20 protein-coding genes are annotated in these 20,493 nt (G+C 67.0%); 8 read left to right on the top strand and 12 right to left on the bottom strand.

Going from position 1 to position 20,493, the window contains the following annotated elements; translation table 11 throughout:
• Positions 1-251: 251 nt before the first annotated feature.
• Entirely contained in the window at positions 252-653 is a 402-nt protein-coding gene (locus tag G6N54_RS01125) for a DUF3040 domain-containing protein (protein WP_163788184.1), read from the bottom strand.
• A gap of 337 nt (positions 654-990) precedes the next feature.
• Between G6N54_RS01125 and G6N54_RS01120 the strand changes: the two genes are divergently transcribed.
• Entirely contained in the window at positions 991-1,593 is a 603-nt protein-coding gene (locus tag G6N54_RS01120) for a GNAT family N-acetyltransferase (RefSeq protein WP_163788183.1), read from the top strand.
• Between the two features lie 133 nt (positions 1,594-1,726).
• Positions 1,727-2,374 (top strand): LppM family (lipo)protein, encoded by a 648-nt coding sequence (locus G6N54_RS01115; protein ID WP_163794382.1) that lies wholly within the window; start codon positions 1,727-1,729, stop codon positions 2,372-2,374.
• A gap of 78 nt (positions 2,375-2,452) precedes the next feature.
• Here the strand turns inward: G6N54_RS01115 and G6N54_RS01110 are convergent, their stop codons facing one another.
• Positions 2,453-3,349 carry a mycobacterial-type methylenetetrahydrofolate reductase gene (locus tag G6N54_RS01110; protein WP_163788181.1) on the bottom strand — a complete coding sequence of 299 codons (897 nt, stop codon included), beginning with the start codon at positions 3,347-3,349 and terminating at the stop codon, positions 2,453-2,455.
• A gap of 203 nt (positions 3,350-3,552) precedes the next feature.
• Between G6N54_RS01110 and idsA2 the strand changes: the two genes are divergently transcribed.
• Positions 3,553-4,602: a bifunctional (2E,6E)-farnesyl/geranyl diphosphate synthase gene (gene idsA2, locus G6N54_RS01105; protein WP_163794380.1), complete on the top strand. Its 1,050-nt coding sequence runs from the start codon at positions 3,553-3,555 to the stop codon at positions 4,600-4,602.
• A 4-nt stretch (positions 4,603-4,606) separates the two neighbouring features.
• On the top strand, positions 4,607-6,133 hold the full coding sequence (locus tag G6N54_RS01100; RefSeq protein ID WP_163788179.1) for an alpha-(1->6)-mannopyranosyltransferase A: 1,527 nt from the start codon (positions 4,607-4,609) through the stop codon (positions 6,131-6,133).
• 7 nt (positions 6,134-6,140) lie between these two features.
• On the opposite strand, the gene G6N54_RS01095 is transcribed toward G6N54_RS01100, so the two are convergent.
• Positions 6,141-6,545, bottom strand: coding sequence for an Rv2175c family DNA-binding protein (locus tag G6N54_RS01095; protein ID WP_090603340.1), 405 nt, complete (start codon positions 6,543-6,545; stop codon positions 6,141-6,143).
• A 101-nt stretch (positions 6,546-6,646) separates the two neighbouring features.
• On the opposite strand from G6N54_RS01095, the gene G6N54_RS01090 reads away from it, so the two are divergent.
• The gene (locus G6N54_RS01090) at positions 6,647-7,885 is read left to right on the top strand and encodes a protein kinase domain-containing protein (protein WP_179969141.1); all 1,239 of its coding nucleotides are present in this window, start codon (positions 6,647-6,649) and stop codon (positions 7,883-7,885) included.
• Between the two features lie 66 nt (positions 7,886-7,951).
• Positions 7,952-8,587 (top strand): TetR/AcrR family transcriptional regulator, encoded by a 636-nt coding sequence (locus tag G6N54_RS01085; protein WP_163788177.1) that lies wholly within the window; start codon positions 7,952-7,954, stop codon positions 8,585-8,587.
• A gap of 26 nt (positions 8,588-8,613) precedes the next feature.
• Here the strand turns inward: G6N54_RS01085 and G6N54_RS01080 are convergent, their stop codons facing one another.
• Both G6N54_RS01080 and G6N54_RS30950 read right to left on the bottom strand, forming a co-directional pair.
• Positions 8,614-9,699 (bottom strand): methyltransferase, encoded by a 1,086-nt coding sequence (locus tag G6N54_RS01080; RefSeq protein WP_163788175.1) that lies wholly within the window; start codon positions 9,697-9,699, stop codon positions 8,614-8,616.
• 517 nt (positions 9,700-10,216) lie between these two features.
• Positions 10,217-11,431, bottom strand: a complete 1,215-nt coding sequence (locus tag G6N54_RS30950; RefSeq protein ID WP_163788173.1) for a PPE family protein — start codon at positions 11,429-11,431, stop codon at positions 10,217-10,219.
• Positions 11,432-11,737: 306 nt separating this feature from the next.
• Here G6N54_RS30950 and G6N54_RS01070 point away from each other — a divergent pair, with 306 nt between their 5' ends.
• A complete protein-coding gene (locus G6N54_RS01070; RefSeq protein ID WP_163788171.1) occupies positions 11,738-13,180 on the top strand; it encodes an FAD-dependent oxidoreductase in 1,443 nt (480 codons plus the stop codon).
• Here G6N54_RS01070 and G6N54_RS01065 read toward each other — a convergent pair.
• The 3 genes from G6N54_RS01065 to G6N54_RS01055 all read right to left on the bottom strand — a co-directional run bounded on the left by G6N54_RS01065 (position 13,177) and on the right by G6N54_RS01055 (position 16,046).
• A complete protein-coding gene (locus G6N54_RS01065) occupies positions 13,177-14,565 on the bottom strand; it encodes a class II 3-deoxy-7-phosphoheptulonate synthase (RefSeq protein WP_163788170.1) in 1,389 nt (462 codons plus the stop codon). The genes G6N54_RS01070 and G6N54_RS01065 overlap by 4 nt on opposite strands.
• Before the next feature lie 84 nt (positions 14,566-14,649).
• The gene (locus G6N54_RS01060; protein WP_163788168.1) at positions 14,650-15,165 is read right to left on the bottom strand and encodes a polyadenylate-specific 3'-exoribonuclease AS; all 516 of its coding nucleotides are present in this window, start codon (positions 15,163-15,165) and stop codon (positions 14,650-14,652) included.
• Positions 15,166-15,179: 14 nt separating this feature from the next.
• Positions 15,180-16,046, bottom strand: a complete 867-nt coding sequence (locus G6N54_RS01055) for a hypothetical protein (RefSeq protein ID WP_163794376.1) — start codon at positions 16,044-16,046, stop codon at positions 15,180-15,182.
• Between the two features lie 114 nt (positions 16,047-16,160).
• Between G6N54_RS01055 and G6N54_RS01050 the strand changes: the two genes are divergently transcribed.
• Positions 16,161-17,474, top strand: coding sequence for a glycosyltransferase 87 family protein (locus G6N54_RS01050; protein WP_163788166.1), 1,314 nt, complete (start codon positions 16,161-16,163; stop codon positions 17,472-17,474).
• On the opposite strand, the gene G6N54_RS01045 is transcribed toward G6N54_RS01050, so the two are convergent.
• The 4 genes from G6N54_RS01045 to G6N54_RS01030 all read right to left on the bottom strand — a co-directional run bounded on the left by G6N54_RS01045 (position 17,471) and on the right by G6N54_RS01030 (position 20,455).
• Positions 17,471-18,208: a lysophospholipid acyltransferase family protein gene (locus G6N54_RS01045; protein ID WP_163788165.1), complete on the bottom strand. Its 738-nt coding sequence runs from the start codon at positions 18,206-18,208 to the stop codon at positions 17,471-17,473. The genes G6N54_RS01050 and G6N54_RS01045 overlap by 4 nt on opposite strands.
• Positions 18,209-18,295: 87 nt before the next feature.
• The gene (locus G6N54_RS01040) at positions 18,296-18,691 is read right to left on the bottom strand and encodes a hypothetical protein (RefSeq protein WP_163788163.1); all 396 of its coding nucleotides are present in this window, start codon (positions 18,689-18,691) and stop codon (positions 18,296-18,298) included.
• Positions 18,688-19,932: an ArsA family ATPase gene (locus tag G6N54_RS01035; RefSeq protein WP_163794374.1), complete on the bottom strand. Its 1,245-nt coding sequence runs from the start codon at positions 19,930-19,932 to the stop codon at positions 18,688-18,690. Before G6N54_RS01035 ends, G6N54_RS01040 begins: the two co-directional genes overlap by 4 nt.
• Before the next feature lie 85 nt (positions 19,933-20,017).
• Positions 20,018-20,455 carry an SRPBCC family protein gene (locus G6N54_RS01030; protein WP_163788161.1) on the bottom strand — a complete coding sequence of 146 codons (438 nt, stop codon included), beginning with the start codon at positions 20,453-20,455 and terminating at the stop codon, positions 20,018-20,020.
• Positions 20,456-20,493 lie beyond the last annotated feature (38 nt).

Genomic DNA, 20,493 nt, shown 5'->3' with positions numbered 1-20,493 from the left:
CACTCAAGTGGGGCGCAGTGGGGCTCGGATTGGCCTCGATTCGGACCCGAATGGAAGTCGGCGGGGACTCATACCCCCATTCGTCGGTCCGAGTCTGCAACGATGGCGTCGAATCTGCGCACCACCGCGCGGATACGCGCTGATTCGCGTCCGCACCGCCGACTCGGCCAGCGAATCAGGCCGCGGCACCAAAAATTAAGGGGCAGCCGGTGCGGCTACCCCTTAAGGTCGTCCGTGCTGGGAAGGTCTCGTTACTCGTCGAAGCGGCGGCGGAATCGGTCTTCCATGCGGCTCGTGAACGAGCCCCCGCCACCCTTGTTGCGCCGTTGCCGCGCGCCCTGCGCCGGCCCGGACTGGTTCGGGCGCCCTGACATTCGCGGACCGGTGATGGCGAACACCACACCACCGAACATCACAACGAAGCCAACCACGCTGAGAATCGGGAAGCTGCCAATCATCGTGGCCTTGAACGCCACGCCGGAAACCAGCATCGCCAGACCGATAACGAAAAGCGCCGCACCCTGCAGACGACGCCGCGCGGTCGGTGCGCGGAATCCCCCACCACGTACGCTCGAAGCGAACTTGGGATCCTCGGCGTAGAGAGCGCTCTCGATCTGATCGAGCATCCGCTGCTCATGATCGGAGAGTGGCATTCGTCCCTCCTTGCCGACAGTCTGACACGTAACTATCGATAGCACGCGGATGCCCATTGTATGGGCAACTAAGTCAAATGATACGAGGTCAATCAGACCCGTACCACTGGTTCGTCCGCGATTCTATCTCCGTTGCTGCCCGACGATCATCGGGCCGCAACGACGAAGCGTTACAACACCCTTCCCGAAACGGACGGAGTGTCGGCGAGTTGTGGGCTCGATTGCCGCCACCACCCGTCAGCCAATCGGCCTCGGACCCGATAATGGCGATACGGGCACGGGGCTGACGGCGATGACAGCATGAGCCCGATCACTGCTACGAGGAGGACACCGCGAGTTGGCGATATTCCTCATCGATCTGCCGCCGAACGATATGGAGCGCCGGCTCAGTGACGCCCTCGGGGTCTACGTCGACGCGATGCGCTATCCCCGGGGCACCGAGAACCAGCGGGCCGCGATGTGGCTCGAACACATTCGCCGGCGCGGGTGGCAGGCGGCCGCCGCGGTCGAGGCCGACGCGGCCGAGGGCGGTGCTGTGCCGCCGGCGCAGGAACTGAGCGATGCGCCGTTGCTCGGGGTGGCCTACGGCTATCCGGGGGCGCCCGGGCAATGGTGGCAGCAACAGGTGATGGTGGGGATGCAACGCGGCGGACTGCCGCCCCAGGAGATCGCGCAGCTGATGAACAGCTATTTCGAGCTGACCGAGCTGCACATTCACCCGCGCGCCCAGGGTCGCGGCATCGGCGAAGCGCTGGCGCGGCGGCTGCTGGCCGGCCGCTGCGAGCGCAACGTCCTGCTCTCGACGCCGGAAACCAACGGCGAGGCCAATCGCGCCTGGCGGTTGTACCGGCGGTTGGGCTTCACCGACATCATCCGCCGTTACCACTTCGCCGGTGACCCACGGGCATTCGCGATCCTGGGCCGACCGCTGCCGCTCTAGCTGCATGACGACACCAAGGAACGGCGGACTCGCAATCCGACGACGCGGGCAAGTCGGACACCGGATCTGGCACGATGACCTGGTGCGCGCCAGCTCTCCCCCACGTCGAACCACTCGTGTGGTAGCCATCGCCATGCTGATGCTGCTGGTCCCCCTGGCGACCGGATGCCTGCGGGCCAGGGCCTCGCTGACCGTCTCGGCCGACGACCTGGTGTCCGGGGAGATCATCGCGGCGGCCAAGCCGAAGACTCCCAAGGACACCGGTCCGCAGCTCGACACCAACAACCTTCCGTTCAACCAGAAGGTCGCGGTGTCGAACTACGACAGCGACGGCTACGTCGGGTCGCAGGCGGTGTTCTCCGATCTGACGTTCGGCGAATTGCCGCAGCTGGCCAACATGAATTCCGATGCCGCCGGCGTCAATGTGTCGCTGCGCCGCAACGGCAACGTGGTGATCCTGGAAGGCCGTGCGGATCTGACATCGCTGACCGATCCGGACGCCGACGTCGAGCTCACCGTCGCCTTCCCCGGCGTCGTGACGTCGACCAACGGCGACCGCGTCGACCCGGACGCGGTGTCGTGGAAGCTCAAGCCGGGTGTGGTGAGCACGATGACCGCTCAGGCGCGTTACACCGATCCGAACACCCGCTCCTTCACCGGCGCCGGGGTGTGGCTGGGCATCGCGTCGTTCGCGGCGGCGGGTGTGGTCGCGCTACTGGCGTGGATGAGCCGGGACCGCTCGGAGCGGTTCACAACACCGGGCAATCAGCCGCCCAGTTAGATTTGCTCGACTCGCCTCCGCCGCGCGGCCGGGGGTGCGCCGCTGCGGCCGTCCCGGCCCGCATCGTCGCCGAACGGGTTAGACACGCTGGGCGGGCGACCAGTAGTCGATCATCTCGGCGAAGGTCGCGAACGCCGGGCCGGACAGCCCATAGGTCGCCTCCAGGTGGACGCTCAGCGGGAAGCCGAGCTCGGCGACACCGTCCACCACCCGCTTGTACAGGTCGAGCATCATCCGGCGCTTCTGGGGCGGTTCGCAGCCCGCCAGCTTTTTGACAAAGTCCTGCTCGTGGGCCACCGCGGCATTGCCCGGGTCCTGGATCAGCCAGTTGATCAGCCCGGTCTTGCTCTCCATCTTCGGTACGAAGCCGAACGACAGCAGGATCTCGGGCCGGTGATCGGTGTTCTTGGCGAAGTCGCTCAAAAAGCCCACGATCGCGTCGGAGTACAGCAACTGGGTCATGCCGTAGGTGGCGCCCTGGTCGCATTTGAAGTTGAACCGGCCGTGCTCGCCGTCGCGGGTGGGAATCAGGATCACGCCGCGATTAACTACTAGGTCGCGATAGATCGACAGGGCGTCGGTCGGCGCGACACCGGAGCCCTCGCCGTCGTTCATCGTGCGCGGGACGCCGACGAACACCACGCCTTCCATGCCGGCGTCGGTCAGCTGGGCGAGCCTCCCGCGCAGCGTCGATTCGTCCATGAAGGCCGTGACCTGGGTGCACAGGCCGTTGATCCCGGGCAGTTCGGGCTTGATGACGGACCAGAAGTCCAGCACGTCGAACTTGGGCTTCATCACGATCGGACGGTCGTCGTCCTCGGCGATGATGCCGGGAATCATCACGTGACGGATGCGCCCGTCCAGGCCGGATTCCGCCGAGCAGCGCAATACCTTGTGCGCCTCGTCCAGTGCCCGCTCTCGACCCTCGTCCACGTTCGGCGGCACCAGCTCGAGCGCGACGGTGTTGAGAGTCACGCGGCTCCTCTCCCTCGGACGAACGGCACCTCGCCAGCATAGGGGCGCGGGGTTACCGCCCAGGTTGGCGGGCGGGCTACGTCGAAATGGCCGCCGCGGTCGCGGCGAATACACTGGCCGGGCTAAATAACACCGGGGCATGCCGAGCAGAAAGGGGCGCCGCGCTGAGCCTGAAAACTCCGGCAGCTGCGGCAACCGTCGAGTTGACCGGGGCGATTGCCGAGCAACTTCGACGGTACTTGCGCGCGCGGCGGGACGAGACCACCTACATCGGTGGCGAGTACGCCACGTTGATCTCCGCCCTCGAAGACTTCGTGCTCACTGGCGGCAAACGGCTGCGGCCCGCTTTCGCATATTGGGGATGGCGCGCGGTGGCCGACTCCGAACCCGACGCGCCAGTGCTGCAACTGTTTTCGGCCCTGGAGCTGCTACACGCCTTCGCGCTGGTGCACGACGACGTCATCGACGACTCCTCGACGCGGCGCGGTAAGCCGACGGTGCACGTTCGCTTCGCCGCGCTGCACCGCGACCGCAACTGGCGGGGCTCCGCGGACCGCTTCGGGATTTCGGCGGCCATCCTGCTCGGCGACCTGGCCCTGGCCTGGGCCGACGACATCGTGTTCGGCGCCGACCTGCCCCCGGATGCGCGGCGACGGGTCACCCGCGTCTGGGCCGATATCCGCACCGAGGTGCTGGGCGGCCAATACCTCGACATCGTCGCCGAGGCCAGCGCCGCGGAGTCGATCGCGTCGGCGATGACCGTCGACACCTTCAAGACCGCCTGCTACACGGTGACGCGGCCGCTGCAGCTCGGGGCCGCCGCGGCCGCCGACCGACCGGATGTGCAAGCGGTCTTTCAGCAGTTCGGGACCGATCTCGGGGTGGCGTTCCAGCTCCGCGACGACGTGCTGGGCGTGTTCGGAGACCCGGCGGTGACGGGCAAGCCGTCGGGCGACGATCTGCGTTCCGGCAAGCGCACCGCGCTGCTGGCCGAGGCACTGGAATTAGCGGACAAGTCAAATCCCTTGGCGGCCAAGCTGTTACGCAGCTCCATCGGCGAACCGTTGACCGACGCGCAGGTGGCCGAGCTCCGTGACGTCATCGAATCCGTGGGCGCCCTGACGGCGGCGGAGCAACGTATTGCGGAGCTGACCCAGCGGGCGCTGGACGCGCTCGCGGCCGCACCCATCACCGCGCCGGCCAAGGCCGGACTCTTGGAACTGGCCAGGATGGCCACCGACCGGTCCGCCTGAGTCGATGACCGCATCGATCGACGCCGGCTCGAAACGATCTGTCGCCCAGCGGCTTTCGGAGCTGAAGGTGTTCGCCGCCGCGCCGCAGGCCCGCCCGGCGAAGCTGGGATTCGTGGGTTCGGTACTGATCACCGCCGGCGGCCTGGGCGCGGGGAGCACCAAACCGCACGACCCGCTGCTGGAGTCGCTCCACATGTCCTGGCTGCGATTTGGCCACGGGCTGGTGCTGTCGTCGATTCTGCTGTGGACGGGCGTGGCGCTGATGCTGGTCGCATGGCTGACGCTGGGCCGCCGCGTCATCGCCGGCGAAACCACCGAGTTCATGATGCGCGCCACCACCGGCTTCTGGTTGGCGCCGCTGCTGGCCTCCGTGCCGGTTTTCAGCCGCGACACCTATTCCTATCTGGCCCAGGGCGCACTGCTGCGCGACGGCTTCGACCCCTATGCCGTGGGCCCGGTAGCGAATCCGAATGTGTTGTTGGACAACGTCAGCCCGATTTGGACGATTACCACCGCACCCTATGGCCCGGTGTTTATTCTCATTGCCAAGCTGGTCACGGTGGCGGCCGGCAACCACGTGATCGCCGGGACCATGCTGCTGCGACTGTGCATGCTGCCCGGGCTGGCGCTGTTGATCTGGGCCGCTCCCCGACTGGCCCATCACATCGGCACCAGCGGCGCCACCGCGTTGTGGATCTGTGTGCTGAATCCGCTGGTGCTGATCCACCTGATGGGCGGGGTGCACAACGAGATGCTGATGGTGGGTCTGATGACCGCCGGGATCGCGCTGACCTTCGCACGCCGCCACGGTCTGGGCATCACCCTCGTGACGGTCGCGGTCGCGGTCAAAGCCACCGCCGCACTGTCATTGCCGTTTCTGGTCTGGGTATGGATGCGCCATCTACGGGACCGACGCGGATATCGGCCGTTGCGGGCATTCGCGGCGGCCACCGCGATGGGCCTGCTGATCTTCGTCGCGGTGTTCGGCGTCTTGTCGGTGGCGGCCGGCGTCGGACTGGGCTGGCTGACCGCGTTGGCCGGATCGGTGAAGATCATCAACTGGCTGACCGTGCCGACCGCTGCGGCGAACGTGATCCACTTCCTCATCAACGGGATTGTGCCGGTGAACTTCTACGCCACGCTGCGGATCACCCGGTTGATCGGCATCGCGGTCATCGCGGTGTCACTACCGCTGTTGTGGTGGCGGTTCCGGCGCGACGACCGGGGCGCGCTGACCGGTATGGCATGCTCGATGCTGATCGTGGTGCTGTTCGTGCCGGCCGCTCTGCCGTGGTACTACTCCTGGCCGCTGGCGGTCGCGTCGCCGCTGGCGCAGTCGCGCCGGGCGATCGCTGTCATCGGCGGGCTCTCGACCTGGGCGATGGTGATCTTCAAGCCGGACGGATCGCACGGCATGTATTCGTGGCTGCACTTTTCGATGGCCACGGCGGCCGCGCTGATCGCCTGGCGTGCGCTGTACCGCGCCCCGGTAGCACCCGCCGAGCAGGCCGAAGAGCCGCTGGCCGCTTAGTGCGCCGTTAGTAGGCCATCGCCTGGGCCCGGCGGACCACCTCGCGGGCCTGATGGGCGTGCAACGCGTCGACGGGACGGGCGTTGGAGAGAGCGTCACGGCTGCCGTCGCGCGTCACCGTCAGCGACGCATCGGGAGTGAACAGCCAGCGCACGATCTCGGTCTCGTGATAACCGCCGTCGTGCAGGATGGTCAGCAACCCCGGCAGGCTTTTGACGACCTCACCGCTGTTGGTGAAGAAGACCTGCGGGATCACCACACCCCCGGCGCGGCGCACCGCAAGCAGGTGACCTTCTCGCAGCTGCTGCTGCACCTTGCTCACCGGCACGCCGAGCAACTCGGCGACCCGGGGCAGGTCGTAGGTTGGCTCGTCGGGATCCAATACGTCGTCGCCGGCCGGAATACTGCCCACGGCGCAAGTGTAGGCCGTGGTAACCGGGTACGGAGCCGCCTTGAGCGGATGTTGTCCTCGCCAATCGCGGCCAATCCCCGACCCGCACCTACGATGGCCCCGTGACCAGACCCGGGGCGGGCGACCCGCTGGACAGCACGTTGCTGGATGGCCGCTACCTGGTCCAGGGCAAGATCGCCAGCGGCGGCACCTCGACGGTCTACCGCGGCCTGGACGTCCGGCTCGATCGCCCGGTCGCGCTGAAGGTGATGGATTCGCGCTACGCGGGCGACAGTCAGTTCCTGACCCGCTTCCAGCTCGAGGCGCGCACGGTGGCCCGGCTGAAGAACCCGGGGCTGGTCGCGGTCTACGACCAGGGCATGGACGCGCGGCACCCGTTTCTGGTGATGGAGCTCATCGAGGGCGGCACGCTGCGCGAGCTGCTGGTCGAACGCGGGCCGATGCCGCCCCATGCCGTGGCGGCGGTGCTGCGCCCACTGCTGGGCGGGCTGGCCGCCGCGCATCGCGCCGGGCTGGTGCACCGCGATGTCAAACCCGAGAACGTGTTGATCTCCGATGACGGCGAGGTCAAAATCGCCGATTTCGGATTGGTGCGCGCGGTCGCGGCCGCCGGAATCACCTCGACCAGTGTCATTTTGGGCACCGCGGCCTATCTGTCGCCCGAGCAGGTGCGCGACGGCAACGCCGGCCCGCGCAGCGATGTCTACTCTGCCGGGATCCTCACCTACGAGCTGCTGACCGGCGGCGCCCCGTTCACCGGCGACTCCCCGCTGTCGGTCGCCTACCAGCGACTGGACCACGACGTGCCGCGTCCCGGCAGCGTGATCGAGGGGGTGCCCGCACAATTCGACGATTTCGTGGCGTGCGCGACGGCGCGCGATCCCGCCGAGCGCTACGCCGACGCGATCGAGATGCTCGCCGACGTCGAGGCGATCGCCGAGGAACTGGACCTGCCCGACTTCCGGGTCCCGGCGCCACGCAACTCCGCCCAGCACCGCTCGGCGGCGCTGCACCACAGCCGGCGCAGCGAGCCGCGCCCAACGGTGCCGCCACCGTCGGCGCAGCCTGCGGTCCGTCAGCCCACCCGTCAGTTGACGCGCGGACCCGAGGACTGGCCGGAGCCGGCGCCGCCGGCCCAGGCCGCCCCCGAACGCGACGAGGAATACGAATACCAGCCGGCCTCAGGCGAATTCGCCGGCATCGCGCTCAGCGAATTCGCCGTCGCGCGTCAGCAAAACCGGCGCATGGTGCTGATCTGGGTGGCGCTGGTGCTGGCGCTGGCCGGCCTGGCCGCGACGGCGGGCTGGACGCTCGGCAGCAATCTGACCGGGCTGCTGTGACGGCCGGCGACCTTCGTCAACTGCTAGATCCCTTTTCAATATGAGTTGAAATGATAGGGTTCGCCCGTGCCCTCACCTGGGAAAACGATAAAGCGGCGGGGCAGACGCCAAGGCGAGCCGGTATCGCGCGACGCGGTCCTTCGCGCGGCAAAGCGCCAGTTCGCCATGCACGGCTATGACAAGACGCCCCTGCGGGCGATTGCGGATGACGCGCGAGTGGATCCGTCGATGATCCTGTATCTGTTCGGCTCCAAGGCGGCGTTGTTTCGCGAATCGATGAAGTTGGTGCTGCCGTCCGAGTTACTGACAACAGCGCTCGCCGAGAAAGGCGACGACTTAGGCTGCCGCATCGTGCGGGCCTACCTCGGGATCTGGGAGCACCCCGATACGGCCGCGAGCATGGCCTCGATGGTGCAGTCGGCGACGTCGAACAGCGATGCCAAGGACGCGTTTCGCGGTTTCGTGCACGACTACCTCCTCGCTGCGGTGTCCAGCGTGCTGGGCGGCGGCGAGGAAGCGCAACTGCGCGCGATGCTGGCCGCGACCAACCTCGTCGGCACCGCGATGCTGCGCTACATCATGCACGTGCCCCCGCTGTCGTCGCTGACGGTCGACGAGGTGGTCAGGTTGGTGGGGCCCGCCGTGCACCGATTCTTAGTCGCCCCCGCCGAGGAGCTCGGGCTGGACCTCCCGTCGCAATAGCCCTGTAGGCAAGGAAATCGCCTTGGCTACACCGCGGTCGCCCCGATGATGCTCAGTGGTGACACGGTGTCGACGACGCGGTTCAACCGGAAACCGGCTTGGTCGAACAGCCGGCCGTACTCGTCCTCGGTGCGTTCCCGCGCGCCGGCGACGACCAGCATCTCGAGGTCGACCCACTTGCCGTGGAAATCGCGGTCGTGGTCGGGAATGACGAACTCGCAGAGCAACAATCGCGCGCCAGTGCGGGCTGCGGTACGGACGTTCGCCAGGATGCGGACCGCGTCTTCCTCGGGCCAGTCGTGAATGACGTTCTTGAGCACATACGCGTCACCGCCCGCCGGGGCGGAATCGAAGAACGAGCCCTCTTCGATCCGGACGCGGTCGTCGACCGCGTACTTGCGAAACAACTCCGGCGCGCCCGCCACCACCTCCGGGAGATCGAATAGCACGCCGCGCGAATCACGGGCCGTCTGCAGGATCGCCGCCAGCAGATGACCGTGCCCGCCACCGACGTCGACGATCGTGCCGAACCCACTGAAGTCATAGGCCGCGGTCAACGGCACGGTCGCGAACTCGGAAATATTGGTCATGGCTGAGTTGAAAATCCCAGCCAGCTCCGCCTGATCGGCCAGGTATTCGAAAATCGGTTTGCCACGAAGTTCGGGGATGACAGCGTTCCCGCTGCGGACCGCGGCGGTCAGGTGGCTCCAGTGCTCGCGATGCTGTGGCGACCCGACCCATCGCGCCATCCCGGCCATCGAAACGGGCGCATCGGTGCGCAGCGTGTCGGCTAGCGGGGTCAGTGTGTAGCGCCCGTCGCTGCGCCGGCGGAAAATCCCGATGCCGATCAACGCGCGCATGAGTCGCCGCAGGGCGTCGGGATCGGCACCGACGCGCTCCGCCAACTGATCGCCGGACAGCGGGCCGTCGGCCAGGGCGTCCGCCACGCCCAGATCCGCTGCGGTCGTGATCGCCTGAGCGACCCAGGCATTCAGTATCAATTCCAGCATCACCGCCGGAGGCGGAGCGAAGCGTTGGCGCAGCCGCGAAAGCTGTTGGCGCGCCCGTTCAACGGCTCGCACAACCGCGGTCGGCGGGACCTTAGACGTCAAGTGACTACCTACTTTCTTTCTCGCTCATCGTCGCCACGCTGGGCGCCGACGCGCCTAAAGATACTTGCTCACCCGGGCAGTCCTGCTGCGCGACCGGTCGCCTCTCTACGCGGCAACTATGCCCGCAAACTTTCCTTATTTCAATGCTTATTGAAATAGTCGGGCGATCCGGCTACAGTTCTGCCAAAGGACCAGATGAACGGAGTCGTCATGTCACGCCTAGCCACCAAGGTCGTCGTCGCGGCGATCCTCGCCTTCACCGCCGCAACCGCGACCGGATGCGTTCCCGCGGCCAGTGTCGAACCACCCCTTGGGGTCGCGGCCGGGTAAGGCTGCGCCGTGGCGAATGCCTAAGCGGGACTTCGTATATCGCGCGCAGCCAACGCCTGGCTCGCCCTGCGGTGCCCCGCGCCGAGCGGGCCGCACACCCCTATCGATCGGGCGTTCAGCTATCGGGCGCGAGCCTTCTCGCCATCGGTGAGTCATCGCAAACAAGGCGTTCGATACGCCCGATCTCTCAACCGGAAGCGGTTTGTGCCCACTCCATCAGCGCATCCACGTTGAGCTGCGGCTGAATTCCCGCGGCACCCGCCAGGCCTGGCGCAGCCAGCCCCCCAATTGCAGGCGCCCCCAATGCGCTCGACGAACCTGGGATGGGAGTAGCGGTGGCGACGGTGACCGCGCCGAAGACGTTGGTGATGGACGCGCCGGCGGGCCCGGCGATGGCGGTGGCGGCGTTCCCGATTGTTTGGACGGCGACCTGTTGCGCGCCCACCACGGGGAGTGTGGCGGAGCCGTTGACAAGGGTGACCAGAACCTCCTGGAAGGACCCGGGGGTCAGGATGAGCGGGCTGGAGTCGGCAGTGACGTCGACGCCGCCAGGGATCAGCACACCGCCCTCGGAACAGTCGATAATCGTGTGAATTGTGCTGCCGGGGTTGACAATTACGCTGCCGAAGCTGATGAGGTTAGTGCCGGGGCCGGTAATCGTGATCGAGCCACTGTTGACGTACATGCCCGTGTCGGTGCCGATGGCGATGGTGCTGCCCGGCGGGGCGGCCACAGTTTGACCCGGAGCGACAGGCACGGCCGAGTCGGCGCTAGGGGAGTTGAGAGTGTGCATCGTGGCGTCGGCCGAGGCCAGCTGCCGTGTGGCGTTGCCGGTGGCCTGCGTCACCGACTGCGGCTGGGCGTCGCGGCCTGCCGCGTTGGTGGTCTGTGGCGGTTCGTCAAAGGAGGTCAGGGTGCTGGCGACTTCGGAGTCGGCCGCATAGCCGTACATGGCGGTGGCGTCTTGCACCCACATCTGCATGTACTGCGTTTCGGTGGCCGCGATCGCCGGGGTGTTTTGTCCGAAGAAATTGGTAGCGATCAGCGCGATTAGCTGCGCCCGGTTGGCCGCGATCACCGGCGGGGGCACCGTCATCGCAAACGCCACCTCATAAGACGCCGCCGCCGCGTAGGCCTGTACCCCGGCCTGTGCGGTCTGCGCAGCCGCAGCAGACAACCAGTCGACATACGGCGTGGCCGCGGCGATCATCAGCTGCGACGACGGGCCGGACCACGCGTGACCGATCAATCCGGCCAGCTCGGCCGCGTAGCCGCTGGCGGTCGACTCCAGCTGGGCGGCCAACGCGTCCCAACCCGCGGCGGCTGCCAGCATCGGACCTGCCCCGGGTCCTGCATACATGAGCCCGGAGTTGACCTCTGGAGGTAGCAACGCAAAGTCCATGTCGTCAGCCCTCTTCACGGACGGCGGCGCTTATTTCAACCGCCATTGAATATTTTTTCAACAGCGAGAGAATAGCGCCGATAGTATTCAGAAACCAGCAAATGGACGTAAACGCTGCGTGACAGCAGCGCCGGCGGATCGGCTCCAAGACATGACCCGGCTTCGCGCCCTGGTGGCGGACCGGCGCCACCACCGCATAACTCCCCCGGGACGAGCTGCCGACAGGAGGTCACGCTCGCGACACGATTCTTAATATCGCCTCACGAATCGCTTAATTTTCTTAATTTTGGTGTAGCGTACTGCTGCATGGGTTCGACAACACATCTCATCGACTCGCCCCACCGGCTCGGCGAACACGCCGTCGTGCTGGGAGCCGGAATCGCGGGTTTGCTCGCTGCGCGCGTACTTTCGGAGTTCTACGATTCGGTCAGCGTGGTCGAACGGGACAGGCTGCCCGACTACCCGTGCCATCGCCGGGGTATACCCCAGGGACGCCATGTACACAACTTGCACAGCCGGGGCCTGCAGGTGCTGGACGAACTCTTTCCCGGCCTGCTCGACGACCTGGCCAGGGCCGGGGCGGTTGTCGTCGACGACGGTGAGCTGTCGAATTTCTACGTGCGCTTCGGGCGCCACGAGATGAAAACGTCCGGCCGATTCACGGATCCGGCCGCACTGGCGCTTCACATGGCGAGCCGGCCGTTTGTGGAGTTTCACCTGCGCCGGCGCGTCAAGGCACTGCCCAACGTGACATTCCTCGACGGGCACGACGTGGCCGAATTCGTCACCACCGCCAACATCGTCAACGGCGTGCGAATCGTCCGGCGCTACAACGGGTTTCTGACGACACTGGATGCCGATCTGGTGGTGGACGCCACCGGCCGGGCCGCGCGGACCCCCGCATTCTTGGAGAGGCTGGGTTTCGACCGTCCGGCCGAAGCCCGGGCGGTGGCCCGGTTGAGCTACTCGAGCCAACAGCTGAGCATCCCCGACGGATCCATCGCCCAGCGGTTGGTGGTGTTCAACCCCGGAGGCGGCCGGCCCGGCGGCCTATTGCTCGCCTGCGAGCACGACATGTGGATGCTGGCGATCGGCCAGGATAGCGAAACCGGTGATTCACCAACCGATTTCGCTTCAATGCTCGCGATAGCCGAGCAGTGTCTTCCCCCGGCGATCACCGAGGGGCTGCGCAATGCCCAGCCCCTCGGTGAGGCCGTCACCTATCGCCACACCGCCGCGGTCTGGCGACGCTACGACCAGCTGCCTCGATTCCCCGCGGGGCTGTTGGTGATCGGCGATGCGTTGTGCAGCCTCGACCCGACCTACGGCCAGGGCATGACGATCGCCGCGCTGGAAGCACTGACCCTGCGCGAATGCCTCGGCGTGGGCAGAACCGGCCTGGCGCAACGGTATTTCCGGGCGACGGCGCACTACATCGGCCAAACATGGGCCGCTAATCAAGCCAGGTCGCGGGTCACTTCCCCGACTCACGACCGGAATTCCATGCGGCAGCGGCTATCCCGCCGGATGTCGGAGGCAACGCTGCACGCCGCCGCCCACGATGCGGTGCTGGCCGAGCGGTTCTTCCGGGTCTCCAACTTCATCGACCCGCCGTCGCGGCTGCGGGATCCCGCCCTGATACCGCGCATCGCGCTGGCCAATCTGCGGGCGCTGTTCACCCGGTCGCCGCGGCGCGCAACCGGACCCGCGGTCGCCCCGCAACCCGAGCGGCTTACCGTGCGGAACTAGTCGCGCAGCATCTCGGCGACCAGGAACGCCAGCTCCAGCGACTGCTGGGTGTTCAGCCGCGGGTCGCACGCAGTCTCGTAACGGCCGCCCAGGTCGTGGTCCGAAATGTCTTGTGCGCCACCCAAACACTCGGTGACGTCCTCGCCGGTGATCTCGACGTGGATGCCGCCCGGATGCGTGCCCAGCGCGTGATGCACCTCGAAGAAGCCCTGCACCTCGTCGACGATGCGGTCGAAGTGGCGAGTCTTGTACCCGGTGGACGACTCGTGGGTGTTGCCGTGCATCGGGTCGCACTGCCAGATCACCTGGTGACCGGTGGCCTGCACCTTCTCGATGATCGGCGGGAGTAGGTCGCGCACCTTGTTGTTGCCCATCCGGCTGACCAGCGTGAGCCGGCCCGGCTTGTTCTGCGGGTCGAGGCGCTCGACGTACTCCATCGCCAGCTCGGGCGTCATCGTCGGGCCGAGCTTGATGCCGATCGGGTTCGCGATCACCTCGGCGAACGCGATGTGGGCACCGTCGAGCTGGCGGGTCCGCTCCCCGATCCACACGGTGTGCGCCGACAGGTCGTACAGCTGGGGCTTGCCGTCTTCGCTTTCCGACAGCCGCAGCATCGCGCGCTCGTAGTCGAGCACCAGGGCCTCGTGGCTGGCGTAGATCTCGGCGGTCTGCAGATTGCGGTCGGCCACGCCACACGCGCTCATGAAGCTCAGCGCGCGATCGATCTCGGCCGCCAATGCCTCGTAGCGGGCGCCGGCCGGCGAGGTCCGGACGAACTCCCGGTTCCAGTCGTGCACCCCGTGTAGCGACGCCAGGCCCGACGACGTCAGCGCCCGCATCAGGTTCATCGCCGCGCTGGCGTTGGCGTAGGCGCGCACCAGCCGCGACGGATCATGTTCGCGCGCAGCGCCATCCGGGGCGAAGCCGTTGATCATGTCGCCGCGATAGGACTTCAGGCCCAGCGCGTCGATGTCGGCCGACCGGGGCTTGGCGTACTGACCGGCGATGCGGGCCACCTTGACCACCGGCAGGCTGGCACCGTAGGTGAGCACCACCGCCATCTGCAGCAGGGCCCGGACGTTGCCGCGGATGTGCGGCTCGGTGTTGTCGACGAACGTCTCGGCGCAGTCGCCGCCCTGCAGCAGGAATGCCTCGCCCTTGGCGACCTGGGCGAGTTGGTCTTGCAGCCGGGCGATTTCGGACGGCACCGTCACCGGCGGGACGCTCTCGAGGACCGTACGCATCGCCGCGGCCTGTTCCTCGGGCCAGGACGGTTGCTCAGCGGCCGGCTTGGCCAGAGCAGCGTCCAGCCGCGTCCGCAGGTCAGCGGGCAGCGGCGGCAGTGCCGGCAGCTGGTCGATCGGTATGTCGACGGTCCAGTTCATCGGTCCATGATATCCGTGGCCAGCCTGGGCCAATGCCATTCGTCATGCACCCCGGGCCGGCACCCCGGCTCGGGCCGGGGCTGCTTAACGGGTCGCTTGCGCGCCCGCATCGTCGCCGGACACTATCAGCCTGAATCGGCGCATCTGATCGCGGGCATCGACCAGCGCGTCGTGGACGTCGCGGTGCCGCGGCGGCAACCGCGGCGAGCCCCGGTCCTCCCAGAGTTGGCGCAGCTCCCGGGTGAAGCGCGGTATCGCCTTCGGCAGTCCCGGCATCGGCCCCCACAGTTGGCACAACGCAACGTGGTCGTAGGCCGCCACCCAGGCCCAGAGCTCGATCGGCTCGGCGGCCTGGCCGCCGGAGATGCCGAAGAAATCCTCCAGGTCGTGGCGAATCTGCTTGCGCGAGCGCCACAGTTGGGAGGCGGGCGGCGGCAGCTTGGGCAAAACGTTGGCGCGCACCCAGGCTCCGGCGCGCTCCGGATCGAATTCGGTGGACACGGCGTAGTACTCGCGGCCGTCTTCGGCGACCACCCCGATCGAGACCAGCTCAATGGTGCGGCCGTCCTCGATGAACTCGGTGTCGTAGAAGTACCGCACCGATAAAGCCTAGGCTAGCCGCCGTTCAGGATGGGCTCGGTTCCCTCGGGTGGCGGCGCCGGATGGACGTCGTGGTCGAGCTGGGCATCGACCAGGCGGTCGTCGGGCAGGCGCGGCGTGCCGGCGATCGCGCACTGCAGCCACAGTTTGGCCTGCACGACGGGCCGGCGCCATTTGCGTTCCCGCGCCAGCGCGCGCCGCATCTTGTCCGGCTGGCGGGTGTATCGCCAGCGGGCCCACGGGGCGTGCGGGCGCGACAGCCGGATCGCCCCGATGACCAGCAAGACCACGATGAACATGCCGAGCAGGCCGGTCCATACTTTGCCCTTGAGCAGCACCACCACCGCCAGCGGCAGCGTCATCACCAGCGCGCCGACCACCACGGCGTGCCAGGTGGACGACACCGCCCCGGGGGCGAACGGGAAGAGAAACATCAACGGGTGCAGCCCCATGATCAGCAGACCGGCCACCGCCACGGCCGCGAATACCGCGTCCACCGAGGTACGGCCGTCCTGCTCCCAGTAGACGTCGGACAGGTGCAGGATCAGCGCATACTCGTCGAACACCAGCGCGGCACCGATACCGAAAAGTATTGCAGCAACTGTGTTTTCGGGCTCATTGCCGTTGACCGACAGCGTCACCAGCGTCAGCCCGGAGATCATCACCAGCACCACCCCGAACGTCACGTGGTGGATGTGCAGTCCCCCGATGTGGACATTGCGCGGCTGCCACCACCTGGCGGAGCGTCCGGCGGCGACACGGTGGCGGGTGAAGCGCACGAAAGTTCGCGTGACGAAGAAGGTGAGGATGAAGGCGACCAGGCAGCAGAGCAGGGGAAGCCGGCCGCCGTGGACGATGTCATGCGAGAACCAGTGGGCCACTCTGTGCGCGAACCATCCCAACACGCTTGCAACCTACGCCCGCACCTGTCCGCGACGCGGGAGCCGCGCTGCGGCGCCGGGCGGTCGCGAACACCGATTACGCTGTTCTGCGACATGAGTATTTCGCAGGCGCCCGTTGTGGGCAGCCGACCGGGGCGGGCGTTGTTGTGGTGTTTGTTGTGGCTGGTGGCCGCCGCGGCGCTGGGTTACACGGCCTGCGGCCTGTTTGCGCACACGCCGTACCGCATCGATATCGACATCTATCAAATGGGCGGGCAGACCTGGCTGGACGGGCGTCCGCTCTACACCGGTGACGTGTTGTTCCACACACCCATCGGGCTGAATCTGCCGTTCACCTATCCCCCGCTGGCCGCGATCGTGTTCTGCCCGTTCGCCTGGCTGCACATGCCGGCGGCCAGCGTGGCGATCACGGTGCTGACCCTGGTGCTGCTGATCGTCTCGACGGTGATCGTGCTAACCCGCCTCGACGTGTGGAACACCTCGACGGTGGTGCCCGGTCCGGCCTGGTTGAGGCGGTGGTGGTTGGCGGTGGTCGTCGTCGCGCAGGCCTCGATCTGGCTGGAGCCCATCGCCTCGAACTTCGCCTTCGGCCAGATCAACGTCGTGCTGATGACGTTGGTGATCGCCGACTGCGTGCCGCGCCGCACGCCCTGGCCCCGCGGGCTGCTGCTGGGGTTGGGCATCGCGCTCAAACTCACCCCTGCGGTGTTCCTGCTCTATTTCCTGGTGCGTCGCGACTTCCGCACTGCGTTGACGGCCGTGATCTCGTTCGCCTCGGCGACGCTGCTCGGCTTCATCCTGGCGTGGAGCGACTCGTGGGAGTACTGGACGCACACCGTGCACCACACCGATCGGATCGGTTCCGCGGCGCTGAACACCGACCAGAACATCGCGGGCGCGCTGGCCCGGATCGGGCTCTCCGAGCACCTGCGTTTCCTGCTGTGGCTGGGCCTATGCCTGGCCGTCCTCGCGTTGACCGTCTGGGCGATGCGACGGGTGTTGCGGGTCGGTGAAACGACGCTCGCGGTCGTCTGCGTCGCCCTGTTCGGGTTGATGGTGTCGCCGGTGTCGTGGTCACACCATTGGGTGTGGGTGCTGCCGACGCTGCTGGTGACGATGATCCTGAGCTGGCGGCGCCGCAACATCGCGCTGGCCCTGGTCACCCTCGTCGGGGTGGCGGTGCTGGAGATCGACTGGACACCGCTCGAGCTGATGCCCAAGCACCACGAGGAAACCGCCAATTGGTGGCATCAACTGCTCGGGATGTCCTACGTATGGTGGGCGCTGGCCGTGATCGTCACGGCCGGACTCACGGTCACCGGGCGGGCCGGAACTCGGGATGCCCAGGGGGGCAATGAGTCCGACGCCGGCCGTCGGCTGCTGCGCGACGCGAACGTCGCGACCTAGCCGGCAGCGGTCTCGGGGATCCGAGTGGCGTCGTCGTCCGGTCCCTGACCGTTCGAGTCGTTGCCGCGGTTCTTGACGGTTGCGGCGTACACGTCGACGTACTCCTGACCGGACAGGCCCATCAGCTCGTAGATGACCTCGTCGGCGACGGCTCGTTCGATGAAGCGGTTGCCGGCCAGCCCGTCGAACCGGGAGAAGTCCATCGGTTTGCCGAACCGGACCGTCACCTTGCCGAAGCGCAGCATCGTGGTGCCCGGCGGATTGACGACGTCGGTGCCGATCATCGCGACCGGAATCACCGGGACGCCGGTCTCCAGCGCCAGCCGGGCCAGGCCGGTCTTGCCCTTGTACAGGCGGCCGTCCGGCGAGCGGGTGCCCTCGGGATACATGCCCAGCAGCTTGCCCGCGCTAAGCACCCGCCGGGCGGTGTCCAATGCGGCCTGCGCGGCGTCGGCGTTGGCGCGGTCGATCGGAACCTGGCCGACGGCGGTGAAGAACCAGCGGCTGAACCAGCCCTTGATTCCGGTGCCGGTGAAATATTCGGACTTCGCCAGGAAGGTGATTCGCCGCCGCACCACCAACGGCAAGTAGAAGCTGTCCATCACCGCCAGGTGGTTACTGGCCAGGATCGCCGGACCGTTGGTTGGAAGGTGTTGCAGGCCTTCGACTTTCGGCCGCCCCAGCAATTGCAGCAACGGGCCGAGGAGGATGTACTTGAACAGCCAGTACCACATGGCCCTCCCTTTCGCCCGAAACCCGCCGGTGTTCTGCGCCAACTGTACCCATCCGCGATCCAGCGGACCACTTTCAACCCCTGTGGATCATTCTTCAATTGTCACGGGGATCGGCTGGTAGCGAGTGCGCACGGCGTCGGCGCCCGCCGAGCCGTCCTCAGCCGGCGCGCCGCCGCCGGGCGGATCGTCCGGAGGCGGCTGGGCCGACCGGTCGATGTCAGCGACGTCACTGACGATCGCGCGAATCACCTCCAGCAACGCGATGCTGTGGTCAGCGATCACGGTCAGCAGCGGATGCTGATCACCGGTCGCCAGCGCGGCCAGCGCGCACACCGGGCACCAGACCTGCTGGCACTTGCCGGTCCCGGGGCCATCGCCACCGGTCAAGGAAGCCGCCATGCGCACGGCGGGGTCGATCCCGTTCAGAATCGTCTCGGCGAGCTTGCGCAGTTCCGGACCGATATCGGGGTGTGCCTTGCTCACCTAGGCCACACCTCCGGATCTGGTCGAAAACGAACTGTCAGCTCACCGCCCCGCAGATGCGCGTCGAGCACCGTGCAGCGCCGTAGTACGGACGCCAGCCGAACCCTGCGCCGCAACCCGCCGGCGCTGATGATCAGGTCGTCGTCCACCCGACCCAGCGACAGCGATCCGGGGTCGAGCTGGGGCAACGTTAACCGCATCCGGTATATCGACCCAAGTCCCGACCCCGATTCGAGATCCAAAATAGGATGCAACGGTCCTGGTGGCGCCGCTCCACGCCGAAGACGGGCACTGTCAAGCAACCCGCCCAGCGCCTTCGGGCCGATCGGCTCGCCCGCCAAGTGTGGGGTCATCACGAGCGCCACGTCACCGATCGTGGCATCGAGCTCCTCGAGCACCGCGCGCTGCTCGGAGATGCGCTCGCCGTACCAGTAGAACGCCGGGTGCTCGGGCAGGTTGCGGTACTCATACGACTCGTCTTCCACGAGAACCTGATTGATGATCAGCTCCTCGACGCGCACCCCCATCAGCGACAGCGAGCCCAGCGTCCGGACCGCCTCGGCGGCCACCACTCGCTCGGGTGTCATCACCAGGTGCGCGCTCACCGTCTCGCCGTCGGTCAGCAGTGCGCTGAGCCGCTCGACGCTGGAGCTGATGCGTTCGATCAGCTCCACCACCGCGGCCGAGCGGGCGTCGTCGGCGGTGATGGACAGCCGGCGATGGCGCGGCCACGCGCGCTCGACATAGAGGCCGAACGTGGCGGGCAGGGTGAGCATGCGCAGCGCGTCCGCGGTGGAGGCGCAGTCGACGACCACCCGATCCCAGCGTCCGGAAGCCGCGAGCTCGCCGACGGCGTGCAGACCGAGCACTTCCTGAATGCCCGGCAACGCCGAGAGTTCTTCGGGCGCAATGCTGCTCAGCTCGGACTCGGGAAACCGGCGCTCCAGTGCGGTGACCACCTCGTGCCAGCGGGCCTCGAGCAGGGCCAGGGTGTCGAGCGCCATCGCGTCGAGCGAGCCGCTGCCCGTCTCGGTGGCCTCGCCGGTTTCCAGGCCGGCCAGCACCCGGACCGGCTCGCCCCGACCGCTCGGCGGGACCGGGATGCCAAGCACGTCGCCCAGCGAGTGCGCCTGGTCGGTTGAGACCACCAGCACGCGCTGCCCCACGATCGCGTCACAGACCGCGGTGGCAGAAGCGAGGGTGGATTTTCCTACCCCGCCCTTCCCAACAAAGAGACTGATTCGGGCCTTAGCAGAGGACTTCGAAAAAGACTCCGAAAAAGACTCGGAAGAAGACTCCGAAAGGGGAGGGGTAGATGAACCGGACTCACTCAGCCTCGACTCGTTTCTTCAGATCCTTTAGAGCGGTATCGGTCAGCCGGCGCTCGGCCTTGCGTTTGAGCAACCCGATCATCGGGAGAGCCAGATCGACCGAGAGTTCATAGGTGACATCGGTTCCAGAACCCTTGGCCGCCAACCGGTATGAGCCTTCCAACGACCGCAGCAACGAGCTGGAGACCAGGGTCCAGCTCAGCGACTTGTGATCCGCCGGCCACTGGTAGGACATGACCATGGTGTCCTTGATGATGCCCGCGTCCATCACGAATCGCACGGTCTTCGGGTAGCCGTCGGCGCCGCGCTCTTGCACTTCGGCTTCCTTGTACTCCGAGATCCAGTCCGGGTACGAATCGATGTCGGCGATCACCTCCAGCACGGTGCCGGGATCCGCCTCGATGTGAATGGTCTGGGTCGTCTTCTCCGCCACCTGGCCGCTACCTTCTCTCCCGCAAGGGGGTCCACCCC

Source organism: Mycobacterium stomatepiae, assembly GCF_010731715.1.
Taxonomy (GTDB): Bacteria; Actinomycetota; Actinomycetes; order Mycobacteriales; family Mycobacteriaceae; genus Mycobacterium; species Mycobacterium stomatepiae.
Note: the sequence above shows the minus strand (reverse complement) of the source record. Positions and strands in the feature narration are given on the sequence as shown.

Excerpts from the sequence above, each read along its gene's own strand:
- G6N54_RS01125 (WP_163788184.1), bottom strand. The coding sequence starts at position 653 with ATGCCACTCTCCGATCATGAGCAGCGGATGCTCGATCAGATCGAGAGC.
- G6N54_RS01115 (WP_163794382.1), top strand. The coding sequence starts at position 1,727 with ATGCTGATGCTGCTGGTCCCCCTGGCGACCGGATGCCTGCGGGCCAGG.
- G6N54_RS01100 (WP_163788179.1), top strand. The coding sequence starts at position 4,607 with ATGACCGCATCGATCGACGCCGGCTCGAAACGATCTGTCGCCCAGCGG.
- G6N54_RS30950 (WP_163788173.1), bottom strand. The coding sequence starts at position 11,431 with ATGGACTTTGCGTTGCTACCTCCAGAGGTCAACTCCGGGCTCATGTAT.
- G6N54_RS01070 (WP_163788171.1), top strand. The coding sequence starts at position 11,738 with ATGGGTTCGACAACACATCTCATCGACTCGCCCCACCGGCTCGGCGAA.
- G6N54_RS01065 (WP_163788170.1), bottom strand. The coding sequence starts at position 14,565 with ATGAACTGGACCGTCGACATACCGATCGACCAGCTGCCGGCACTGCCG.
- G6N54_RS01050 (WP_163788166.1), top strand. The coding sequence starts at position 16,161 with ATGAGTATTTCGCAGGCGCCCGTTGTGGGCAGCCGACCGGGGCGGGCG.
- G6N54_RS01045 (WP_163788165.1), bottom strand. The coding sequence starts at position 18,208 with ATGTGGTACTGGCTGTTCAAGTACATCCTCCTCGGCCCGTTGCTGCAA.